The 18,535-nt window shown below is 50.1% G+C and carries 20 protein-coding genes and 1 riboswitch; of the genes, 5 read left to right on the forward strand and 15 right to left on the reverse strand.

Translation table 11 applies throughout. The features are described 5' to 3' along the window. Positions 1–174 precede the first annotated feature (174 nt). From rpsI to ACY2VW_RS06580, 12 genes are all read right to left on the reverse strand, one after another. On the reverse strand, positions 175–567 hold the full coding sequence (gene rpsI / locus ACY2VW_RS06525; protein WP_055219853.1) for a 30S ribosomal protein S9: 393 nt from the start codon (positions 565–567) through the stop codon (positions 175–177). 17 nt (positions 568–584) lie between these two features. Beyond that, positions 585–1,013: a 50S ribosomal protein L13 gene (rplM, locus tag ACY2VW_RS06530; protein WP_461874203.1), complete on the reverse strand. Its 429-nt coding sequence runs from the start codon at positions 1,011–1,013 to the stop codon at positions 585–587. Between the two features lie 190 nt (positions 1,014–1,203). Then, complete coding sequence (truA, locus tag ACY2VW_RS06535; protein ID WP_461877485.1) at positions 1,204–1,956, reverse strand: tRNA pseudouridine(38-40) synthase TruA; 753 nt, start codon at positions 1,954–1,956, stop codon at positions 1,204–1,206. A gap of 24 nt (positions 1,957–1,980) precedes the next feature. Further along, positions 1,981–2,781, reverse strand: a complete 801-nt coding sequence (locus ACY2VW_RS06540) for an energy-coupling factor transporter transmembrane component T family protein (RefSeq protein WP_461874201.1) — start codon at positions 2,779–2,781, stop codon at positions 1,981–1,983. After that, positions 2,775–3,659, reverse strand: a complete 885-nt coding sequence (locus ACY2VW_RS06545) for an energy-coupling factor transporter ATPase (RefSeq protein WP_461877486.1) — start codon at positions 3,657–3,659, stop codon at positions 2,775–2,777. Before ACY2VW_RS06545 ends, ACY2VW_RS06540 begins: the two co-directional genes overlap by 7 nt. Then, a complete protein-coding gene (locus tag ACY2VW_RS06550; protein ID WP_461874199.1) occupies positions 3,650–4,495 on the reverse strand; it encodes an energy-coupling factor transporter ATPase in 846 nt (281 codons plus the stop codon). Before ACY2VW_RS06550 ends, ACY2VW_RS06545 begins: the two co-directional genes overlap by 10 nt. A 4-nt stretch (positions 4,496–4,499) precedes the next feature. Next, positions 4,500–5,105 carry a ribosome biogenesis GTP-binding protein YihA/YsxC gene (yihA, locus tag ACY2VW_RS06555; RefSeq protein WP_461874197.1) on the reverse strand — a complete coding sequence of 202 codons (606 nt, stop codon included), beginning with the start codon at positions 5,103–5,105 and terminating at the stop codon, positions 4,500–4,502. Positions 5,106–5,139: 34 nt separating this feature from the next. Further along, positions 5,140–7,467 (reverse strand): endopeptidase La, encoded by a 2,328-nt coding sequence (gene lon / locus ACY2VW_RS06560; protein WP_461877487.1) that lies wholly within the window; start codon positions 7,465–7,467, stop codon positions 5,140–5,142. Between the two features lie 21 nt (positions 7,468–7,488). After that, positions 7,489–8,784, reverse strand: coding sequence for an ATP-dependent Clp protease ATP-binding subunit ClpX (gene clpX, locus ACY2VW_RS06565; RefSeq protein WP_117509624.1), 1,296 nt, complete (start codon positions 8,782–8,784; stop codon positions 7,489–7,491). Positions 8,785–8,892: 108 nt separating this feature from the next. Beyond that, complete coding sequence (gene clpP, locus ACY2VW_RS06570) at positions 8,893–9,474, reverse strand: ATP-dependent Clp endopeptidase proteolytic subunit ClpP (protein WP_022461349.1); 582 nt, start codon at positions 9,472–9,474, stop codon at positions 8,893–8,895. A gap of 24 nt (positions 9,475–9,498) precedes the next feature. Beyond that, positions 9,499–10,785 carry a trigger factor gene (gene tig / locus ACY2VW_RS06575; protein WP_022461348.1) on the reverse strand — a complete coding sequence of 429 codons (1,287 nt, stop codon included), beginning with the start codon at positions 10,783–10,785 and terminating at the stop codon, positions 9,499–9,501. A 143-nt stretch (positions 10,786–10,928) separates the two neighbouring features. After that, positions 10,929–11,480, reverse strand: a complete 552-nt coding sequence (locus ACY2VW_RS06580) for a DJ-1 family glyoxalase III (RefSeq protein WP_055219893.1) — start codon at positions 11,478–11,480, stop codon at positions 10,929–10,931. Positions 11,481–11,716: 236 nt separating this feature from the next. Between ACY2VW_RS06580 and ACY2VW_RS06585 the strand changes: the two genes are divergently transcribed. Further along, entirely contained in the window at positions 11,717–12,172 is a 456-nt protein-coding gene (locus tag ACY2VW_RS06585) for a CYTH domain-containing protein (RefSeq protein ID WP_461877488.1), read from the forward strand. Positions 12,173–12,353: 181 nt separating this feature from the next. Here ACY2VW_RS06585 and proC read toward each other — a convergent pair whose 3' ends face one another. Next, positions 12,354–13,151, reverse strand: coding sequence for a pyrroline-5-carboxylate reductase (proC, locus tag ACY2VW_RS06590; RefSeq protein ID WP_347044107.1), 798 nt, complete (start codon positions 13,149–13,151; stop codon positions 12,354–12,356). 211 nt (positions 13,152–13,362) lie between these two features. Beyond that, positions 13,363–14,370 (reverse strand): ABC transporter substrate-binding protein, encoded by a 1,008-nt coding sequence (locus ACY2VW_RS06595; protein ID WP_461874192.1) that lies wholly within the window; start codon positions 14,368–14,370, stop codon positions 13,363–13,365. Positions 14,371–14,575: 205 nt separating this feature from the next. Here ACY2VW_RS06595 and ACY2VW_RS06600 point away from each other — a divergent pair, with 205 nt between their 5' ends. Continuing rightward, positions 14,576–15,553, forward strand: coding sequence for a Gfo/Idh/MocA family protein (locus ACY2VW_RS06600; protein ID WP_461877489.1), 978 nt, complete (start codon positions 14,576–14,578; stop codon positions 15,551–15,553). A gap of 61 nt (positions 15,554–15,614) precedes the next feature. Here ACY2VW_RS06600 and ACY2VW_RS06605 read toward each other — a convergent pair whose 3' ends face one another. Then, positions 15,615–15,749 (reverse strand): hypothetical protein, encoded by a 135-nt coding sequence (locus ACY2VW_RS06605; RefSeq protein WP_461877491.1) that lies wholly within the window; start codon positions 15,747–15,749, stop codon positions 15,615–15,617. A gap of 142 nt (positions 15,750–15,891) precedes the next feature. After that, positions 15,892–16,003, forward strand: a riboswitch (TPP riboswitch). Between the two features lie 126 nt (positions 16,004–16,129). Here ACY2VW_RS06605 and thiM point away from each other — a divergent pair. The 3 genes from thiM to thiD all read left to right on the forward strand — a co-directional run bounded on the left by thiM (position 16,130) and on the right by thiD (position 18,510). Beyond that, positions 16,130–16,951 (forward strand): hydroxyethylthiazole kinase, encoded by an 822-nt coding sequence (thiM, locus tag ACY2VW_RS06610; RefSeq protein ID WP_461877492.1) that lies wholly within the window; start codon positions 16,130–16,132, stop codon positions 16,949–16,951. Beyond that, positions 16,938–17,582, forward strand: coding sequence for a thiamine phosphate synthase (gene thiE / locus ACY2VW_RS06615; protein ID WP_055226936.1), 645 nt, complete (start codon positions 16,938–16,940; stop codon positions 17,580–17,582). The genes thiM and thiE overlap by 14 nt, the downstream gene beginning before the upstream one ends. Before the next feature lie 148 nt (positions 17,583–17,730). Continuing rightward, positions 17,731–18,510, forward strand: a complete 780-nt coding sequence (gene thiD, locus ACY2VW_RS06620) for a bifunctional hydroxymethylpyrimidine kinase/phosphomethylpyrimidine kinase (protein ID WP_461874206.1) — start codon at positions 17,731–17,733, stop codon at positions 18,508–18,510. The last annotated feature ends 25 nt before the right edge of the window (positions 18,511–18,535 follow it).

Here is an 18,535-nt window from a genome sequence, read left to right on the forward strand (position 1 = left end):
ATGTGGATATTCCCGTTATTTCCGAGCCTATTGTCACACAAACAACCTATGAACGCAGAAAAACGGCGTGACCTTCGGGTCACACCGTTCTCTGCGACAAAATAGTTACTTGTCACTATTAAGCCTTGATTTTCCGGGGTTTTTGAACCATTTTGATATAGTCTGAGCAGTCGATTATCGCTTGCTGAACTGCGGAGCGCGACGAGCTGCTTTGAGACCGTATTTCTTACGCTCTTTCATTCTAGGATCACGAGTCAGGAATCCTGCTTTTTTCAGAACTGGTCTGTAGTCGTTGTCTACAGTCAGAAGGGCACGTGCAACACCGTGACGGATTGCTCCTGCCTGTCCTGTGTATCCGCCGCCGTGAACGTTTACGATCACGTCAAATTTATCAGCGGTCTCTGTAGCTGCCAGAGGCTGACGAACGATAACTTTCAGGGTCTCCAGACCAAAATACTCATCGATGTCTCTTTTATTGATGGTAACTTTACCAGTTCCCGGTACAAGATATACTCTTGCGATAGATTTTTTTCTTCTTCCGGTTCCGTAATATTTTGCGCTAGCCAATGTTCTTTACCTCCCTATTAAAATGTTAATACTTCTGGTTTCTGAGCTGCATGAGCGTGCTCTGCACCAGCGTATACGTGAAGTTTTGTGAACATCTGTCTTCCAAGAGGTCCTTTTGGAAGCATGCCTTTCACTGCAAGTTCAACAACCTTCTCCGGTTTCTTAGCCATCATCTCGCGAAGAGTAGCTTCTTTCATACCACCAACATAATCGGAGTGGCTGTAGTAGATCTTCTGATCCAGTTTTTTACCGGTTACTTTTACTTTATCAGCGTTGATTACGATTACGTAATCACCAGTATCTACGTGCGGAGTGTACTCCGGTTTGTTTTTTCCACGTAATACTTTTGCTACTTCAGATGCCAGACGTCCTAATGTACATCCTTCTGCATCAACAACATACCATTTTCTTTCAATCTTATCTGGATTTGCCATAAAGGTGTTCATGGATATAACCTCCTGTGAAAAATTCAATTTACTGTTTCATGTATATAGGAAACCGCCTTACCGGGGCTTATGGCATCGGCGTTTTCAAACTACGTCACACATTTAGTAATTATATTATACGGATTTTGGAATGTCAACTGTTTTTTACCCAGAAATTACATTTTTTTCAGCAAAAAGACAAATTCGGGCGTTATTCGAAATTCCATTCGGGATACTGGATCCGCACCAGTGTCAGACCCTCGGGTCTTGCCGTGGCTCCCGCCATTTTACGGTCTTTTGCCGCAAGGATTTCTTTTACTTTCTCCGGCGGATAATCGCCCTTTCCCACCTCGAGAAGTGTTCCGGTGATGATCCGCACCATATTATAGAGAAAACCGTTTCCCGTGATCCGGAAGCGGATCAGGTCGTCCTCTTTTTCCACACTCGTCTCATAGATCGTGCGGACGGTGTCGGTCACCTCCGGTTTTGCCGTTGCAAAGCTTTTAAAATCATGCGTGCCGACCAGATACGAAGCCGCCTGCCGCATCGCATCCACATCGAGCGCGCCGTACCAGAAGTACGAATTCAGCCGCCGCGTCGGGTCTGCAAACGTGCGGTTTAAAATCCGGTATTCATACGTTTTGACGGTCGAGGTAAACCGCGGATGAAAGTCCAGCGGCACCTCAGACGACCCCTGAATGCGGATATCCGCGGGGAGCCGTGTATTTAAGGCAAACGCGATCCGGTCCGCCGGCATTCTCGCCTCGGTGTCAAACACCGCAACATTGCCGAGGGCGTGCACCCCCGCGTCGGTCCGGCTTGCGCCGATGCAGGCAGTCTCTTTTCCAAAGAGGTCCGAAAGCGCCCGATTCAGCACTTCCTGGACCGTGATTCCATTCGGCTGTACCTGCCAGCCGCAGTAATTCGTTCCGTCGTACGCCACAATCAGCTTAATTCTGCGCATGCTTTCCCTCCGTTTTCTTCAACATCAGAATCCGCACACGCGCAGGCCGATACTGCATACAAGGTATGCCACGAGTACGCCGTACGCCGCATAATCGCGCGTTTTGTACCGGAGCGGCTTCATCTGTGTTCTGCCCTCTCCTCCGTGGTAGCATCTCGCTTCCATCGCCAGCGCCAGATCGTTTGCCCGGCGGAAGGCCGAGATGAACAGCGGTACCAGAAGCGGCACCATATTCTTCACTCTCTGGATGATATTTCCGCTCTCAAAATCCGCGCCGCGCGCCATCTGCGCTTTCATGATCTTATCCGTCTCCTCGAGGAGAATCGGGATAAAACGGAGTGCAATCGACATCATCATCGAAATCTCATGCACCGGCACATGGATCTTTTTTAACGGTCCGAGCAGGCTCTCCAGCGCGTCAGTGAGCTGGTTCGGCGTTGTCGTTAAGGTCATCAGCGAAGAGCCGATCATCAGGTAAATCAGACGGATCGACATACGGCATGCCATCGCCACACCCTCGCGGGTGATCGTGATTTTCCAGATATGGACAAGCGCCTCGCCCGGCGTAAACAGGATGTTGAACACCATCGTGATCGCCAGCAGCACAAAAATCGATTTCAGGCCCTTCGTGATAAATTTGAACGGCACTTTCGACAGTTTGATCATCACCGCAAGGAAGATCGTTCCAAGCAGATACCCCCAGTTGTGGAACAGAAAGAGGGATACCACGTAGGCGAGTGTTCCCACAAATTTCACACGCGGGTCCAGCCGGTGCAGAACGGAATCCGCCGGGTAATACTGTCCCAGAGTAATATCTCTTAACATACTTCTGCTCCTTCTTTCCCGTTTTTCTTCTGTTTTGCAAGCGCCGCAAGAATCGTATCGCGCGCCTCTTCCACCGTCGTCGCCGTCACATCCACATCCATGCCGTGTTCCTTTAACGCATGCATAATATACGTCATCTGCGGCGCTGCAAGCCCGATTGCCTCGAGCTCTTTATAATGGGCGAAGACTTTCTTCGGCTCATCATCAAACGCCACATGGCCGTGATTCATAACGATGATCCGCTCGACATATTTTGCGATATCCTCCATGCTGTGCGATACGAGCACAACGGAAATGCCGCGCGTCTCATGCAGCAGCGCCAGCTGGTCAAGGATTTCATCGCGCCCCTTCGGGTCAAGGCCTGCCGTCGGCTCGTCGAGAACCAGAAAATCCGGGTTCATCGCGAGCACACCGGCAATCGCCACGCGGCGCTTCTGGCCGCCGGAAAGTTCAAACGGCGATTTTTCATACATCTCTTTGGGAAATCCGACGTGCTCCAGCGCTTCTTCCGCACGCTTTCTGCACTCCTTTGGGGAAAGTCCCTGGTTTTTCGGGCCGAAGCAGACATCCGTAATGACATCCGTCTCAAAGAGCTGATGCTCCGGGTACTGGAAGACCAGTCCGACGTGGCTTCGGAGCTCTCTTAAAGGATATCCCTCTTTCCAGATATCCCCGCCGTCATACAGCACCCGTCCTGATGTCGGGCGGATGAGGCCGTTCAGGTGCTGCACCAGCGTCGATTTTCCGCTTCCCGTGTGGCCGATGATGCCCACAAACTGACCATTCGGGATTTCAAGGTTGACATGCTCCAGGGCGTGCATTTCATATGCCGTCCCCGGGCTGTATGTGTACGTTACATCTTCAAGTTTCAATGACATAATGCATTCACCAGTTCATCGGTGGTCAGAATCCCTTTCGGGAGATCCACACCGCTTTTTCTCAGTTCATAAGCCAACAGTGTCACCTGGGGTACGTCGAGGCGGAGTTCTTTTAATTTTTCCACTTCCGAGAAAATCTCTCTTGGCGTCCCCTGCATTACCAGTTTTCCGCCGTCCATGACGAACACACGGTCCGCAAAAACGACCTCTTCCATGTAATGTGTAATCAGAATGACCGTCACGCCTTTCTCCTCGTTCAGCTTCCGCACCGCACGGAGGACTTCCTTTCGTCCGTTCGGATCCAGCATCGCGGTCGGCTCGTCGAGGACGATGCATTCCGGCTGCATGGCCATTACTCCCGCAATTGCCACACGCTGCTTCTGGCCGCCGGAGAGCTTGTTCGGAGAGTGGGCGCGGTACGAAATCATACCGGTCGCCGCAAGGCTCTCCTCCACCCGTTTCCAGATCTCATCGGTCGGCACGCCGAGGTTTTCCGGCCCGAAGCCGACATCCTCTTCCACCACATTTCCGATGATCTGGTTATCCGGGTTCTGGAACACCATGCCCGCCTTCTGGCGGATCTTCCAGACATCCTCCTCATCCGAGGTCTTCATGTCGTCCACCCACATCGTGCCTTCCGTCGGCACAAGCAGGGCGTTGATATGTTTCGCAAGCGTCGATTTTCCGCTTCCGTTGTGGCCGAGGACTGCGATAAACTGCCCTTTCTGGATTTCCAGGCTCACATCCTCGATCGCCTTTGTTGCTTCCGGCTCCTGTCCTTCCTCCTCGTAACGGAGGTATTCGTATCCAAGGCCTGCCGCACGTATCATACCCATGGCCTTACTCCCCGCTTTCTTCTGCGTCCGCCCGGATTTCATCGATCAGATTCCAGATCTCCTCGCGTCCCTGCTTCGTCTCCGCAGAAAACGGAATGACAATCGTATCTTTTTCGACCTCCAGCGTCTCGCGGATCAGTTTGATCTGCTTCTGAAGCTGACTGCGTTTGATCTTATCCAGTTTCGTCGCAATGATGATCGGCTGATAACCGTTCCGCAGAATCCAGTCGTACATAATGCGGTCGTTGTTGGACGGCGCATGGCGGATGTCGATCAGAAGGAATACCGCATGCAGCATCTTCGACTGATGCAGGTAATCCTCGATCAGTTTGCCCCATTTCGCCTTGACCTCCTCGGAGGCTCTCGCAAAACCGTAGCCCGGCAGATCCACCAGATACATTTCCTCATTGATGTGGTAGTAGTTGATGGTCTGTGTCTTTCCCGGCTGTGCACTCGTACGCGCCAGCGATTTCCGGTTCATCAGGGCATTGATGAGAGAAGATTTTCCAACGTTGGATTTTCCCGCGAATGCCACTTCCACCTGACCGGTATCCGGCAGTTTACTGGTGATTCCGCAGACGTGCTGCAGCTCTACCTGTTTAATTACCATACTTTTCTTCTCCTGTTTTTTGCATCTTCTGGCCTTACTTCTTTTCCACAAGCGCCAGTTTTAATACCTGTTCCATGCTGCCGACAAATTCGATCTGCAGTCCGTCTGTGATCTCCGCATCCAGTTCTCTGACATCCGGCTCATTTTTCTCCGGAACGAGAACCATATGGATACCGGCTTTCTTTGCCGCCAGCAGTTTCTCTTTTAAGCCGCCGATCGGAAGCACACGGCCGCGGAGCGTAATCTCTCCGGTCATCGCAACGTCTGCTTTTACCGGAACCTTTGTGATCGCGGAAACCATCGCCGTCGCCATCGTAATACCGGCAGACGGACCATCTTTTGGAACGGCTCCCTCCGGAATATGAATGTGGATGTCGTGTTTTTCGAAAAATTCTTTCGGAATCTCATACTGCTCTGCCACGGAACGAATAAAGCTGATGCCCGCCTGCGCAGACTCCTTCATCACATCGCCGAGCTGGCCGGTCAGCAGAAACTCTCCTTTTCCCGGCATCACATTGACCTCGATCTGCAGCGTATCGCCGCCGACTGCCGTCCAGGCAAGACCGCGCACAATACCGATCTCCGGTTTTTCGTTGGCCGGCTGGAACTCATACCTCTCTTTTCCGAGGAACTCTTCCAGGTTTTCTTTCGTCACAACAACCTCTTTTACCTGTTCCTCGAGAATCTTTCTCGCGCTCTTTCTGCAGATTCTGCCGATCTGGCGCTCCAGGGAGCGGACACCGGCCTCTCTGGTGTAGCCGCTGATCACTTCCATCAGCGCCTCATCCTCGATCACAAGCTGTGCTTCTTTCAGACCGTTCGCCTTCTTCTGCTTCGGAACGAGATGTTCTTTTGCGATATGGAACTTCTCGTTTTCCGTATAGCTTGAAATTTCAATCACTTCCATACGGTCCAGCAGCGGACGCGGAATGTTCTGAATATCATTTGCGGTTGCAATAAAGAGCACCTCCGAAAGGTCGATCGGAAGCTCTACGTAATGATCGGCAAATTTATTATTCTGCTCGGAATCGAGGACCTCAAGAAGTGCGGAAGAGGTATCTCCCTTGTAATCTGCACTTACTTTGTCGATCTCGTCGAGCAGCATCAGCGGATTTTTCACCTTCGCCTGATGGAGTCCCGCCGCAATGCGTCCCGGCATCGCGCCGATGTAGGTTCTTCTGTGGCCGCGGATCTCCGCCTCATCCCGCACACCGCCGAGACAGATGCGGACGTATTTTTTATTCAGGGCTCGCGCCACGCTTCTCGCAATCGAGGTCTTACCGGTTCCCGGAGGGCCTGCCAGGCAGAGAATCGGGCTCTCGCCTTTCTTCGTCAGGGTGCGTACGGCCAGGAATTCGAGGATTCTCTCTTTTACTTTCGAAAGACCGTAGTGATCTTCCTCCAGAATCTCGCGTGCTCTTGCCAGATCCTGATTGTCACGGGATGCCTTATCCCACGGGAGCCCCAGCAGTGTCTCGATATAGCCGCGGATCACGCCTGCCTCGGACGGATTGTTGGCCGAATTTTCCAGACGGTGGATCTCCTCGGAAATCCGCTCTTTCACCTCTTTGGAGGCTTTGAGCTTCTCGAGCTGCTTCTTATAATTTTCAATCTCAGTCTGGGAATTGTCCTCACCGAGCTCCTCGCGGATCACCTTTAACTGCTCGCGCAGAATGTAATCGCGCTGATTCTTATCAATCCGCTCTTTAATTTTTCCCTGGATCTCCGAACGGATCTCCTGAATCTGAATCTCATTGGCGATCATGACGCAGAGTGTGTCATACCGCTCCGAAAGCTCGACTGCCTCTAAAAGTTTCTGACGGTGCACATAGTCAAGCGGAAGATTCATGCAGATCTGATCGACTAATTTTTCCAGTTCTTCCGTGCCGAGAATCTGGCCTGCCAGTTCTTTGCTCACCTTCTGCGTCTGCTCACAGTAGAGGGCAAACATCTCTTTTAGGTTCCGCAGCATTGCCTCCTGCTCGATATCCGAAAACTGTGTTTCGCCCGATCCGGTAAACAATGCCACTTCGGCGCGGAGATACTCGTTCTCCTCTTCCTCGAAGTTCAGCAGTTCTGCGCGGCTTTCCGCCTCCACGAGAATCCGCAGAACGTCTTTTGGCATTCTTACAACCTGTTTGATGACCGCAATCGTTCCAATCTTATACACATCAAGCAGACCCGGTACTTCCGTATCCGGGTCTCTTTGTGTAATCAGGAAAATTTTCTGGTCACCCAGCATTGCCTCCTCGACCGCACGGATCGATTTGGCTCTGCTGATATCAAAATGTACAATCATATCCGGCAGAATCGTCGTTCCACGCAGCGCAATCGCCGGTAATACTTTTGTCACTTCTTCCATTTAAGTTTCCTCCTGCGTTTTTCAGGCGGTTTCCGGTCTTCCGGATCTTCTTCCCATATTCCGCCGTGGAACAGGGGCCGGTTCGCCGTGAATAATCTCCGGCTCCGCCTTCTTTTCTACAGCGTCCTTGGTGATGACGCATTCTTTTGTCGTATTGTCCGACGGGATCTCATACATCAGATCCATCATCGTATCTTCCATGATTGCGCGGAGACCTCTGGCGCCTGTTTTCCGCTCCAGGGATTTCTTTGCAATCGCTTCGAGTGCATCTTCTTTGAAGTCAAGCTGTACGCCGTCCAGCTCAAACAGCTTCTTGTACTGTTTGACCAGAGAATTCTTCGGCTCAACCAGAATCTTCATCAGGGCCGTCTCATCCAGAGAATTTAACGTAACGACAATCGGCACACGTCCGACAAACTCCGGAATCAGGCCGAACTTGGTCAGATCCTGCGGCATGACCTGACGGAGCAGATCTCCGACATTCTCATCTTTTGCATGGCCGATCGGATTGTTGAATCCGATGGATTTCGTATCCTGTCTCGTCTCGATGATCTTCTCGAGTCCTTCGAATGCACCGCCGCAGATAAAGAGGATATTCGTCGTATCAATCTGAATAAACTCCTGATGCGGATGCTTTCTTCCGCCCTGCGGCGGAACGGAAGCTACAGTTCCCTCCAGGATTTTCAGCAGTGCCTGCTGTACACCCTCGCCGGAAACATCTCGTGTGATCGAAGCGTTTTCGGATTTTCTTGTGATTTTATCGATCTCATCGATGTAGATGATGCCGTGCTCAGCGCGCTCGATATCATAGTCTGCTGCCTGAATGAGGCGGAGCAGAATGTTTTCTACGTCCTCGCCGACATAACCTGCCTCGGTGAGCGCCGTTGCGTCTGCAATTGCAAACGGAACGTTGATCAGTTTGGCCAGTGTCTGTGCCAGATACGTTTTTCCGGAACCGGTCGGTCCGAGCATCAGAATGTTGCTCTTCTGCAGTTCGATGTCGGAGGATGCACCGGAAAGCACTCGTTTGTAATGGTTGTAAACAGCAACGGAGAGCACTTTTTTCGCCTCATCCTGTCCGATTACGTAGTCATCCAGAAATGCTTTGATTTCCTTTGGTTTGATCAGGTTGATCTCGTCGGTATCCTGCTCGCCGTACAGATCCTCAAACTCTTCCTGAATGATCTCCGAGCAGATTGCCACGCAGTCATCACAGATGTATGCCCCGTCCGGGCCTGCGATCAGCTTGCGTACCTGGTCTTCTGTCTTTCCGCAGAAAGAGCAGCGGATCTTGGTATCATTCCCTTTTATAGCCATCGTTTTCTTCCTTTCAACATATTACAACTAAACCTTATCGCCGGATAAGGCAAAAGGTGCCACAAAAGCCTCATTGCCGGAACTACGCTTTTGGACACCTTTCCTCTCTTATCGGTTCGTAATTACATTATCAATCAGACCGTATGCTTTTGCTTCCTCTGCGGACATATAGTTGTCACGCTCGGTATCGATCTCAATCTGTTCCAGCGGTTTTCCTGTATTTGCCGCCAGAATTTCATTTAATTTCCGTTTGGTTTTCAGAATCTGTTCTGCAACGATTTTGATCTCGGTTGCCTGACCCTGTGCACCGCCGGATGGCTGATGAATCATGATTTCAGAGTTTGGCAGAGCCATTCTCTTTCCTTTGGTACCGCCGGCAAGAAGAAATGCTCCCATGCTGGCAGCCATACCGATACAGATGGTGGATACGTCACATTTGATGTACTGCATCGTATCGTAGATAGCAAGTCCTGCGCTTACAGAACCTCCCGGGCTGTTGATATACATGTGGATATCTTTTCCCGGATCTTCAGACTCCAGGAACAGAAGCTGTGCAACGATCAGGTTTGCCGATACGTCGGTAACTTCCTCTCCCAGAAAAATAATACGGTCGTTCAGCAGTCTTGAATAAATATCGTAACTTCTCTCTCCCCTGCTTGTCTGCTCGATGACATAAGGTACAAAACTCATTCAATTGCCTCTCTTTCCGAGGTCTTACGCCTCTTTTGCGCTGTCGGCCATGAGAGTTACTGCTTCCTGAACAGCGAGGTCTTTCTTCATCTGCTCTTTCTCATATTCGCCAACGAGCTCCTTGAATTTATCCAGCTCCATTTTGTACATTTCAGCCATTTTAGCCAGCTCTTCGTCCAGCTTCTCATCGCTGATCTGGATGTTCTCTGCTTCTGCAACTTTCTCAAGTACCAGTCTGCTCTCGATTCTCTTAACAGCCTGCGGTTTCATCTGCTCTTTTAAGGAATCAACGGTAGCGCCTGTGAACTGCATGTACTGCTCCATGGACAGACCCTGGGACTGGATTCTTCTTGCGAAATCGTCAACCATGTTCTCTACCTGCGTATCAATCATAGCTTCCGGAATCTCCATTGTTGCGTTCTCTACTGCTTTATCTACGACAGCGTTCTCTTTTTCTGTCTTAGCCTGCTCTTCTTTTTTCTTGGTCAGGTTGTCTTTGATTTCTTTTTTGTACTCATCCAGAGTATCGAACTCGGAAACGTCTTTTGCGAAGTCGTCATCAAGTGCCGGAAGCTCTTTTGCTTCGATTTTGTGGATGGTGCATTTGAATACTGCTGCTTTTCCAGCAAGCTCTTCTGCCTGATAATCCTCTGGGAAAGTAACGTTTACTTCCTTCTCCTCTTCCAGAGCTGCGCCAACGAGCTGCTCTTCGAATCCCGGAATGAAGGAATGGGAGCCAAGGGTCAGCGGATAATCTTTTCCAGCGCCGCCGTCGAACGGAACGCCGTCTACAGAACCTTCGAAGTCAAGTGTAACGGTATCTCCGTCTGCTGCCGGACGATCCTCTACGTTGATGGTTCTTGCGTTTTTCTCCTGCTCTTTTTTCAGCTCAGCTTCTACTTCTTCGTCTGTAACGGTTGTGTCAGCTTTTGCTACTTCCAGACCTTTGTACTCGCCAAGGGTAACTTCCGGTTTTACTGCTACAGTTGCGGTAAAGATGAAAGCTTTGCCTTTTTCGATCTGCTCTACGTTGATCTCCGGACGGGATACGATGTCCAGTTTGCTCTCTTCTGCTGCTTTGGAATACTCTTCCGGAACAAGGCTGTTTACAGCATCCTCATAGAATACTGCCGGGCCATACATTTTTTCTACCATAGCTCTCGGAACTTTTCCTTTACGGAAGCCCGGAACGCTGATGTTCTTTTTCTGTTTCTGGTAAGCTTTCTCCAGTGCTTTTTCTAATTCTTCAGCCGGAACCTCAATGGTAAGTTTGGCCATATTCTTCTCTAAATTTTCGACCTGTACACTCATTTTATCAATTTCCTCCTTGATTTATCTGAAAAGCGGCAGAAAACCTGCACACCTCTCCATTCTACAGTCATTTATCGAGTATAGCATACTCTTTTCAAAAACGCCAGTGATTTTTTTATATTTCTGTGGTTTTTAGGCTTTTTTTAGCAATGAAATACGATTTTTTCCGCCATTTCTTTTGCTTTGTCCTCTCCCTGCAGAACACGGATCAGCTCCAGTGCGAAGTCAGTGGCTGCTCCCATGCCGCGGCCGGTGGTCACATTTTTGTCGGTGACTGCCGGTACATCGAGTACGTTTGCGCCTGCCAGCTTTTCTTCAAAGCCCGGGAAGCAGACGGCGTTTTTATCTTTTAAGATGCCCATCACACCAAGGATGCTCGGCGCTGCGCAGATGGCTGCCAGTTTCTTTCCCTGATCGTCATAGGAACGGATCAGCGCTGCGAGCGTCTCGTTTCCGGCCAGATTTAATGTACCCGGCATTCCGCCCGGAAGTACCAGCATGTCTCCGTCATCAAACTCTCCCTCTTCGATGGTTTCATCTGCAAGAATGGTGATTTTGTGGGATCCTGTTACTTCTTTTCTTCCCATAATAGAAACGGTGCATACGTCTTCTCCGGCTCTGCGCAGCAGATCCACCGGGGTCAGTGCCTCAATCTCTTCACATCCGTCTGCCAGAAATACATAAATCTTTGCCATGGTTTTGTCCTCCTGTGTTGTATGATCAGTCTCGTGTGTTTTGTCACGTGATATTCTCTGCTTTTCTTTGTAACAAACCGCCGCTATTATACCACATTTTTCCGCAGAATGCTTGCATTTCATAAAAATTTCAGGACTTTTTTTCGCAAAAAGCCGGATTTCGCTTAACATCACGGGAAAAGCATGGTAAACTCTTGAAAAAAGCAGTGATGCAATCACGAGAAGGAGTCTCTTTTATGGAAATCGAACGCAAATACCTTCTGGATCAGCTTCCGGAAAATCTTCCAAGCTATCCATGTAAAAAAATCGAGCAGGGCTATCTTTCCACCGAACCGGTTGTCCGCATCCGCCGCTCTGACGACGAATATTATCTGACCTACAAGTCAAAAGGGCTGATGGTGCGTGAAGAGTATAATCTTCCGCTCACAAAGGAATCCTACCTGCATCTGCGGGAAAAGGCAGACGGCGTTCTCATCTCAAAAACACGCTATCTGCTGCCGCTTGCCGGAACGGATCTGACGATCGAGCTCGATGTCTTTGATGCGCCGTATGAAGGCCTTTACCTCGCAGAGGTGGAGTTTCCGGACGAAGCATCCGCAAACGCCTTTGTTCCTCCGGTATGGTTTGGAAAGGATGTAACCTATTCTTCCGATTATCACAACAGTACGCTCAGTAAAGGAAAAAAACTATAAATTACCAGAAAAAATCCCGGTGCCTTTTCCACGGCTGCCGGGATTTTTCCGCTCGTTTGTTTTTTTACTCTTTTTTGTGCTTTCTCTTTGCTTGTTTTGGTTTGTTTTTTTGTGCATACATTCTTTGTTTTTGCTGCTTTCACATTAGCGTCATTCTGTCAAAGCGGCGGTGCTGCTCCTTCTAATCCACTCCCTTTGATTTCCGGATGCAGGCTCGTGTTGCATCAATAACAGCACTTCTCAGGTTCTCCCGCTCCAGTACGGCAACCGCTTCGATGGTGGTTCCGCCTGGCGAGCAGACCATGTCTTTTAATTCTCCCGGATGCATTCCTGTCTCGAGAAGCATTTTGGCGCTTCCAAGGACAGACTGTGCAGCAAATTCATATGCCTGTTTTCTCGGCATTCCTTCGGCTACGGCCGCATCTGCAAGAGCCTCCAGGAAAAGAAATACGTACGCCGGCGAGCTTCCGCTGACACCTGTGACGGTATCCATCAGATACTCCGGAACAACTTCTGCGCGGCCAAAGCTTTTCAGGAGGGTTAAAACGAGCTGCAGCTCTTCCTCCGTCACGAGATCATTGGCACAGACGCCGGTCATTCCTTCTCCGACGAGTGCTGGTGTGTTTGGCATGGTGCGAATTAACTTTGTTGGTTTTCCGATTTCTGTACCCAGCCATTGTAAAGACTTACCGGGAAGAATCGATACGATAATCTTCTCGGGTGAGATGAAGTTTTTGACGAGGTTTATTATATTTTTTATTTGGTTTGGCTTTACTGCCAGGAATACAAGATCGGATCCGGCTACGACCGCTTCGTTCTCCGTAGTCGCCTGGACTCCAAACTGGTTGGTCAAGCGTTCCACACTTTTCTCCGTGCGGACCGATACCAGAATGTCATCTGCAGATACAACTCCTTTTTGGATCATTCCGCCAATCATGGCACTCGCCATGTTGCCGCCGCCGATAAAACCTACTTTCATGTCTGTTCGCCTCCGTATGCCTGTGTTGTAAAAAATATATGCGACACCCATAGTATGCAGCAAAATTTACTTTTTTGCAATACTTTTTCTCTATTTTTCTGCTTTTCTTTTGCAATTTTCTTTATTTTTTTCGAATGAAATGTCGCTGTTTGTCGACAAATGTCGAAAAGTGTCTTTTTCTGTCTTTTTTCGCTTTTCTATTCTGCCGGAATCAGCCTTTGGCAGCGGCCTCTTCGGCGTATTTTGTTGTCACGAGTGTCTTGTACGGTGCCTTTTTCTCCAGCTCTCCCGCCTGCTCCAGAATCTCCTGCAGAAGATCAAAACTTTCTTCCTCAAAGATCAGATTTTCTTTCCACGTATCCTGCTCATAGTAGCGGCGCACGATCGCGGTGATGGTTTCCAGCTCGGTTTCTGCAAACTGCGGCGCAATCACCTCTGCAATCTCCTCCGGTGTGTGCGTCTGCACGAAGTCCATTCCTTTCTGCAGTGCCTTCGTGAATTTTTCTACGGTTGCGCCGTGCGTTTTCAGATAACTCTGTTTGACGCTGTACGACGTATACGGCACATACCCGGATTCCGTTCCGACCGATGCCACGACATAGCCGTCACCCTTCTGCTCGAGCAGTGTCGCGGACGGTTCAAATTCAATCGTATAATCCCCCTGCCCGCCGGAGAACGCGGCAGCTGTGGAACCAAAATCGATGCTCTGGTTGATATTTACGTCTTTTTTATCAATCCCTTTCTGCGCCAGAACATACTCAAAGACCATTTCCGGCATACCGCCTTTTCTTCCCCCTAATACCTCTTTGTTTTTCAATTTCTCCCAGGTAAACGAATTGTCTTTCTCTCTTCCCACAACAAAGTTTCCCGCCCGCTGCGTCAGCTGCGCGAAGTTCACAACCGGGTCTGCGGTTCCCTCGAGGTACGCGTAGACGGTTGCCTCCGCCCCCATAAACCCGATATCCGCCTCGCCGGAAATCATCGCCGTCAGCACTTTATCTGCACCAAATCCTGTCACCAGCGTCAGATCAATGCCCTCGTCCGCGAAATACCCCTCCTCAATTGCCACGTACTGCGGGGCGTAAAAAATGGAGTGGGCAACCTCATTTAATGTCACCTGCTCCACTTTTTCTTTTGTCTCATCTTTTGCCCCGCATCCCGCCAGCGTCACTGCCGCCATTGCCAGTACAAGCGCACCTGTCAGCCATTTTCTTTTCATCAACAGATTCTCCTGTTTTTTCATTCTAACCTTAGAATATGATTTCCCGGTAAAAATGCGTGCAAAAAACGAAGGAGAAACGTTCGAATTTCGTTTCTCCTTCGTTTCTTATTTCAGGAATTTTCTATTTTGAAAAAGAAATTGAGGATCTCCGCGAAATTTGTTATAGTAAGATTAATGTAAAACAGGATGGGAGGATTTCATAATGAAAAATATCAAATGGGCTGTACTCGGATGCGGTGTGATTGCAAATGAAATGGCGGTCGCGCTGCAGAAAAACGGAAAGAATATTTACGCGGTCGGCAACCGGACCCATGAGAAGGCGGCTGCTTTTGCGGAGAAATATAGAATTGGAAAAGTTTACGATGATTTCCATGAGATGTTTACCGATCCGGAGGTCGATGTCATTTATATCACGACGCCGCACAACACGCATCTTGGCTTTATGAAAGAGGCGATTGCCAATGGAAAACACATTCTCGTTGAGAAATCGATTACGCTGAACAGTGACGAGCTCGACGAGGCCATAGCGCTTGCAAAAGAAAAAGGTGTCATCATCGGAGAGGCAATGACGATTTACCATATGCCGATCTACAAAGAGCTGAAAAAAATTCTCGACTCCGGCCGTCTCGGCAGAGTCAATCTGATCACGATGAACTTCGGCAGTTTCAAAGAGTACAACATGAAGAACCGCTTCTTCAACCGGAATCTCGCAGGCGGCGCGATGCTTGATATCGGCGTATACGCACTCTCCTTCATCCGCTGGTTCTTCGACTCCAAGCCGGATCAGCTCCTTTCCCAGGTAAAACCCGCTCCGACCGGTGTGGACGAGCAGGCCGGCCTCCTTCTCACCAATCAGGAAGGACAGATGGCAAGTGTGATGCTCTCTCTCCACTCCAAACAGCCGAAACGCGGCATGGTTTCCTGTGAGAACGGATTTATCGAGATCATGGAGTACCCGCGTGCCTGGGAAGCAAAAATCACAGACGCTTCCACCGGCGAATCCGAAATCATCAAAGCCGGTGACAACGCCGATGCACTCGCCTATGAGCTCGCCGACATGGAACGCGCCATCAATGGAGATGCATCTGCCATGCACCTCGACTACACGAAGGACGTCATGGATCTGATGACCTCCTTCCGCAGAACCTGGGGCTATACGTACCCGGAGGAAGAAAAATAAGATTCGCACATCAAAAGCCCCTGCCCGGCACACATCAGATGCCGGGCATGGGCACTTCTTTTCACCTGCAATACTCTGCAATTTTCTTTTTCAGTAATTGCGCATCAATCGGCTTTGCGATATGCTCGTCCATGCCGGCCTCATTCCACTCATTGGCCAGGGAATACTCTCCTTCCACGCATATTTTATACTTCATTTTACACTGATATTATTTCCTCTGTCACCCCAAATAACATTACATTTCCAATATTTTGCATGTCTTTTTTATTTTTCTGAAATTTTTTAAAATCTTCCGTTTTTCTCTTGCACAATTGTTTTTATGCGTATATAATTGTCTGCAGAAAGCAAAGGGGAGCTCGCGTGCGAAGCGGGCTGAGAGTAGGATGCATCTCCTAGACCCTGAACCTGATTTGGGTAATGCCAACGTAGGGAGATACGATATGCACATTTTCTGCAGATATACCTCCACGTATATCTGCTTTTTTAATCTCTATGAACACATCATCAACAGGTTCTTCCAGTAACACAAGGGAATTTGCTTCTGCAAAAACACTCACACAGGAGGAACAAAAAATTATGTTAGGCCCTTGTCTTGACAATGTCAGAAAAACAACCCCTCTCGTACACAACATCACAAATTACGTTACGGTAAACGATGTCGCCAACATTCTGCTGGCATGCGGCGCAAGCCCGATCATGTCCGATGAACCGGAGGATGTCGAGGATATCACCTCTATCTGCGGCGGTCTGAACATCAACATCGGAACGCTGCACAGAACGAGCATCGACGGCATGTACCGTGCCGGTGCAAAAGCAGCTTCGCTCGGCCACAAAATCCTGCTCGATCCAGTCGGCGCAGGCGCAAGCCACTTACGTACTTCGACCGCAGTCGGACTGATGGAAAAAATCCCGTTCACCGTCATCCGCGGAAATATTTCCGAAATCAAAACACTGGCACTCGGAAGCGGAACGACAAAGGGTGTTGACGCAGACGTTGCCGATAAAGTAACGGATGAAAACCTCGACAGCGCCGTTGCTTTTGCAAAAAACTTTGCAAAAGACCACAACTGTGTTGTCGCCATCACAGGAGCGATCGACCTCGTTGCCGATGCTGACACCTGCTACGTGATCCGCAACGGACGCGCCGAGATGGGAAGCATCACCGGAACAGGCTGCCAGCTCTCCGGCATGATGACCGCTTACCTCGTTGCCAACCCGGACGAGCCGTTAAAAGCTGCTGCTGCCGCTGTCTGCGCGATGGGACTTGCCGGCGAGATCGGCTGGAGCCATATGAAACCGGAAGACGGCAACTCCACCTACCGGAACCGCATCATCGACGCCATCTACCACATGGACGGCGAGACGCTGGAGAAAGGTGCAAAGTATGAAGTGCGATAAAAAAGGCCTGCTTTTATATGCTGTGACAGACCGCAGCTGGCTGAACGGCGAGACACTGTACAGCCAGGTGGAAAAGGCTCTGCAGGGCGGCGCAACGTTTATCCAGCTCCGCGAAAAAAATCTTGACCAGGATCACTTTATGGAAGAGGCACTGGAGCTGAAAAAACTCTGTGCCGCATACCATGTTCCTTTCGTCATCAACGATAACGTGGAAATTGCAGCTAAGATGGATGCGGACGGCGTTCACGTCGGCCAGAGCGATATGGAGGCCGGCGATGTCCGTGCAAAGCTTGGCCCGGACAAGATCATCGGCGTTTCGGCGCAGACCGTGGAACAGGCCATTCTCGCCGAGCAGCGCGGGGCAGATTACCTCGGCGTCGGCGCGGTCTTCCACACCGGTTCCAAGGCGGATGCGGAGGATGTCAGCCACGAAACGCTGACTGCTATCTGCAATGCCGTTAAAATCCCTGTCATCGCCATCGGCGGCATCACACGCGATAACGTGACGGAGCTTTCCGGCAGCGGCATCTGCGGCATCGCCGTCATCAGTGCCATTTTTGCACAGAAAGACATTGTTTCCGCAACGAAGGATCTGAAAGAACAGACTCTGCGCATGCTGGAAAACAAATAATTTTACGTAACCATTCATCCTCACACCAGGCGGCAGACTGGGGGCACCACTTTCTTTGTCGCCTAGAGCGTGTTTGAAAAATGCTTTTTCAAACACGCTCCAAAAAGAAAAGTAATGCAAAGGAGTAATTCTCATGGACCCGAAAAACATGAAAACAGCATTAACAATCGCGGGAAGTGATTCCAGCGGAGGCGCCGGCATTCAGGCAGACATCAAAACCATGATCACAAACGGAGTTTACGCCATGTCGGCAATTACCGCACTCACCGCCCAGAACACCACCGGAGTTTCCGGTATTTTCGATGTAACACCGGAGTTTCTGGCCGCACAGCTTGACGCCGTCTTTACGGACATCTTCCCGGACGCCGTCAAAATCGGTATGGTATCCTCCCCGGCACTGATCGAAGTCATCTCCGAACGGCTTCGCTTCTACCAGGCCAAACACATCGTTGTGGACCCGGTCCTCGTCGCTACAAGCGGCTCCGCGCTCGCTTCGGGCGGCGTGCCTGACCTGATGAAAAAACTGCTCTTTCCTCTGGCCGAGGTCATCACACCGAATATCCCAGAGGGAGAAGTTCTCTCCGGCATCAAAATCCAGTCGGAAAGCGATATGGAACGCGCCGCAAAAGAGATCGGGGATTCCTGCGGCTGTGCCGTTCTGTTAAAGGGCGGCCACAGTATCAATGATGCCAACGATCTTTTATATCACAACGGCACATTTACCTGGTTCACCGGAAAACGCATCGACAATCCGAACACACACGGCACCGGCTGTACACTCTCCAGCGCCATCGCATCGGGACTCGCAAAGGGGCTTTCCCTTCCGGATGCCATTTCCGCTGCAAAAGAGTATATTTCGGGCGCACTCGCGAGCATGATGGATCTCGGCCACGGCCCGGGACCGCTGAACCACGCTTACCGGATCTGATTTTGAAAATAAAGGAGAACAACAG

The organism is Fusicatenibacter sp. (assembly GCF_977045365.1).

Bases quoted from the DNA above. Each gene is read 5' to 3' on its own strand.
- rplM (WP_461874203.1), bottom strand. From the start codon at position 1,013: ATGAACACCTTTATGGCAAATCCAGATAAGATTGAAAGAAAATGGTAT.
- truA (WP_461877485.1), bottom strand. From the start codon at position 1,956: ATGCGCAGAATTAAGCTGATTGTGGCGTACGACGGAACGAATTACTGC.
- ACY2VW_RS06540 (WP_461874201.1), bottom strand. From the start codon at position 2,781: ATGTTAAGAGATATTACTCTGGGACAGTATTACCCGGCGGATTCCGTT.
- ACY2VW_RS06545 (WP_461877486.1), bottom strand. From the start codon at position 3,659: ATGTCATTGAAACTTGAAGATGTAACGTACACATACAGCCCGGGGACG.
- ACY2VW_RS06550 (WP_461874199.1), bottom strand. From the start codon at position 4,495: ATGGGTATGATACGTGCGGCAGGCCTTGGATACGAATACCTCCGTTAC.
- yihA (WP_461874197.1), bottom strand. From the start codon at position 5,105: ATGGTAATTAAACAGGTAGAGCTGCAGCACGTCTGCGGAATCACCAGT.
- lon (WP_461877487.1), bottom strand. From the start codon at position 7,467: ATGGAAGAAGTGACAAAAGTATTACCGGCGATTGCGCTGCGTGGAACG.
- clpX (WP_117509624.1), bottom strand. From the start codon at position 8,784: ATGGCTATAAAAGGGAATGATACCAAGATCCGCTGCTCTTTCTGCGGA.
- clpP (WP_022461349.1), bottom strand. From the start codon at position 9,474: ATGAGTTTTGTACCTTATGTCATCGAGCAGACAAGCAGGGGAGAGAGA.
- tig (WP_022461348.1), bottom strand. From the start codon at position 10,785: ATGAGTGTACAGGTCGAAAATTTAGAGAAGAATATGGCCAAACTTACC.
- ACY2VW_RS06580 (WP_055219893.1), bottom strand. From the start codon at position 11,480: ATGGCAAAGATTTATGTATTTCTGGCAGACGGATGTGAAGAGATTGAG.
- ACY2VW_RS06585 (WP_461877488.1), top strand. From the start codon at position 11,717: ATGGAAATCGAACGCAAATACCTTCTGGATCAGCTTCCGGAAAATCTT.
- proC (WP_347044107.1), bottom strand. From the start codon at position 13,151: ATGAAAGTAGGTTTTATCGGCGGCGGCAACATGGCGAGTGCCATGATT.
- ACY2VW_RS06595 (WP_461874192.1), bottom strand. From the start codon at position 14,370: ATGAAAAGAAAATGGCTGACAGGTGCGCTTGTACTGGCAATGGCGGCA.
- ACY2VW_RS06600 (WP_461877489.1), top strand. From the start codon at position 14,576: ATGAAAAATATCAAATGGGCTGTACTCGGATGCGGTGTGATTGCAAAT.
- ACY2VW_RS06605 (WP_461877491.1), bottom strand. From the start codon at position 15,749: ATGAAGTATAAAATATGCGTGGAAGGAGAGTATTCCCTGGCCAATGAG.
- thiM (WP_461877492.1), top strand. From the start codon at position 16,130: ATGTTAGGCCCTTGTCTTGACAATGTCAGAAAAACAACCCCTCTCGTA.
- thiE (WP_055226936.1), top strand. From the start codon at position 16,938: ATGAAGTGCGATAAAAAAGGCCTGCTTTTATATGCTGTGACAGACCGC.
- thiD (WP_461874206.1), top strand. From the start codon at position 17,731: ATGAAAACAGCATTAACAATCGCGGGAAGTGATTCCAGCGGAGGCGCC.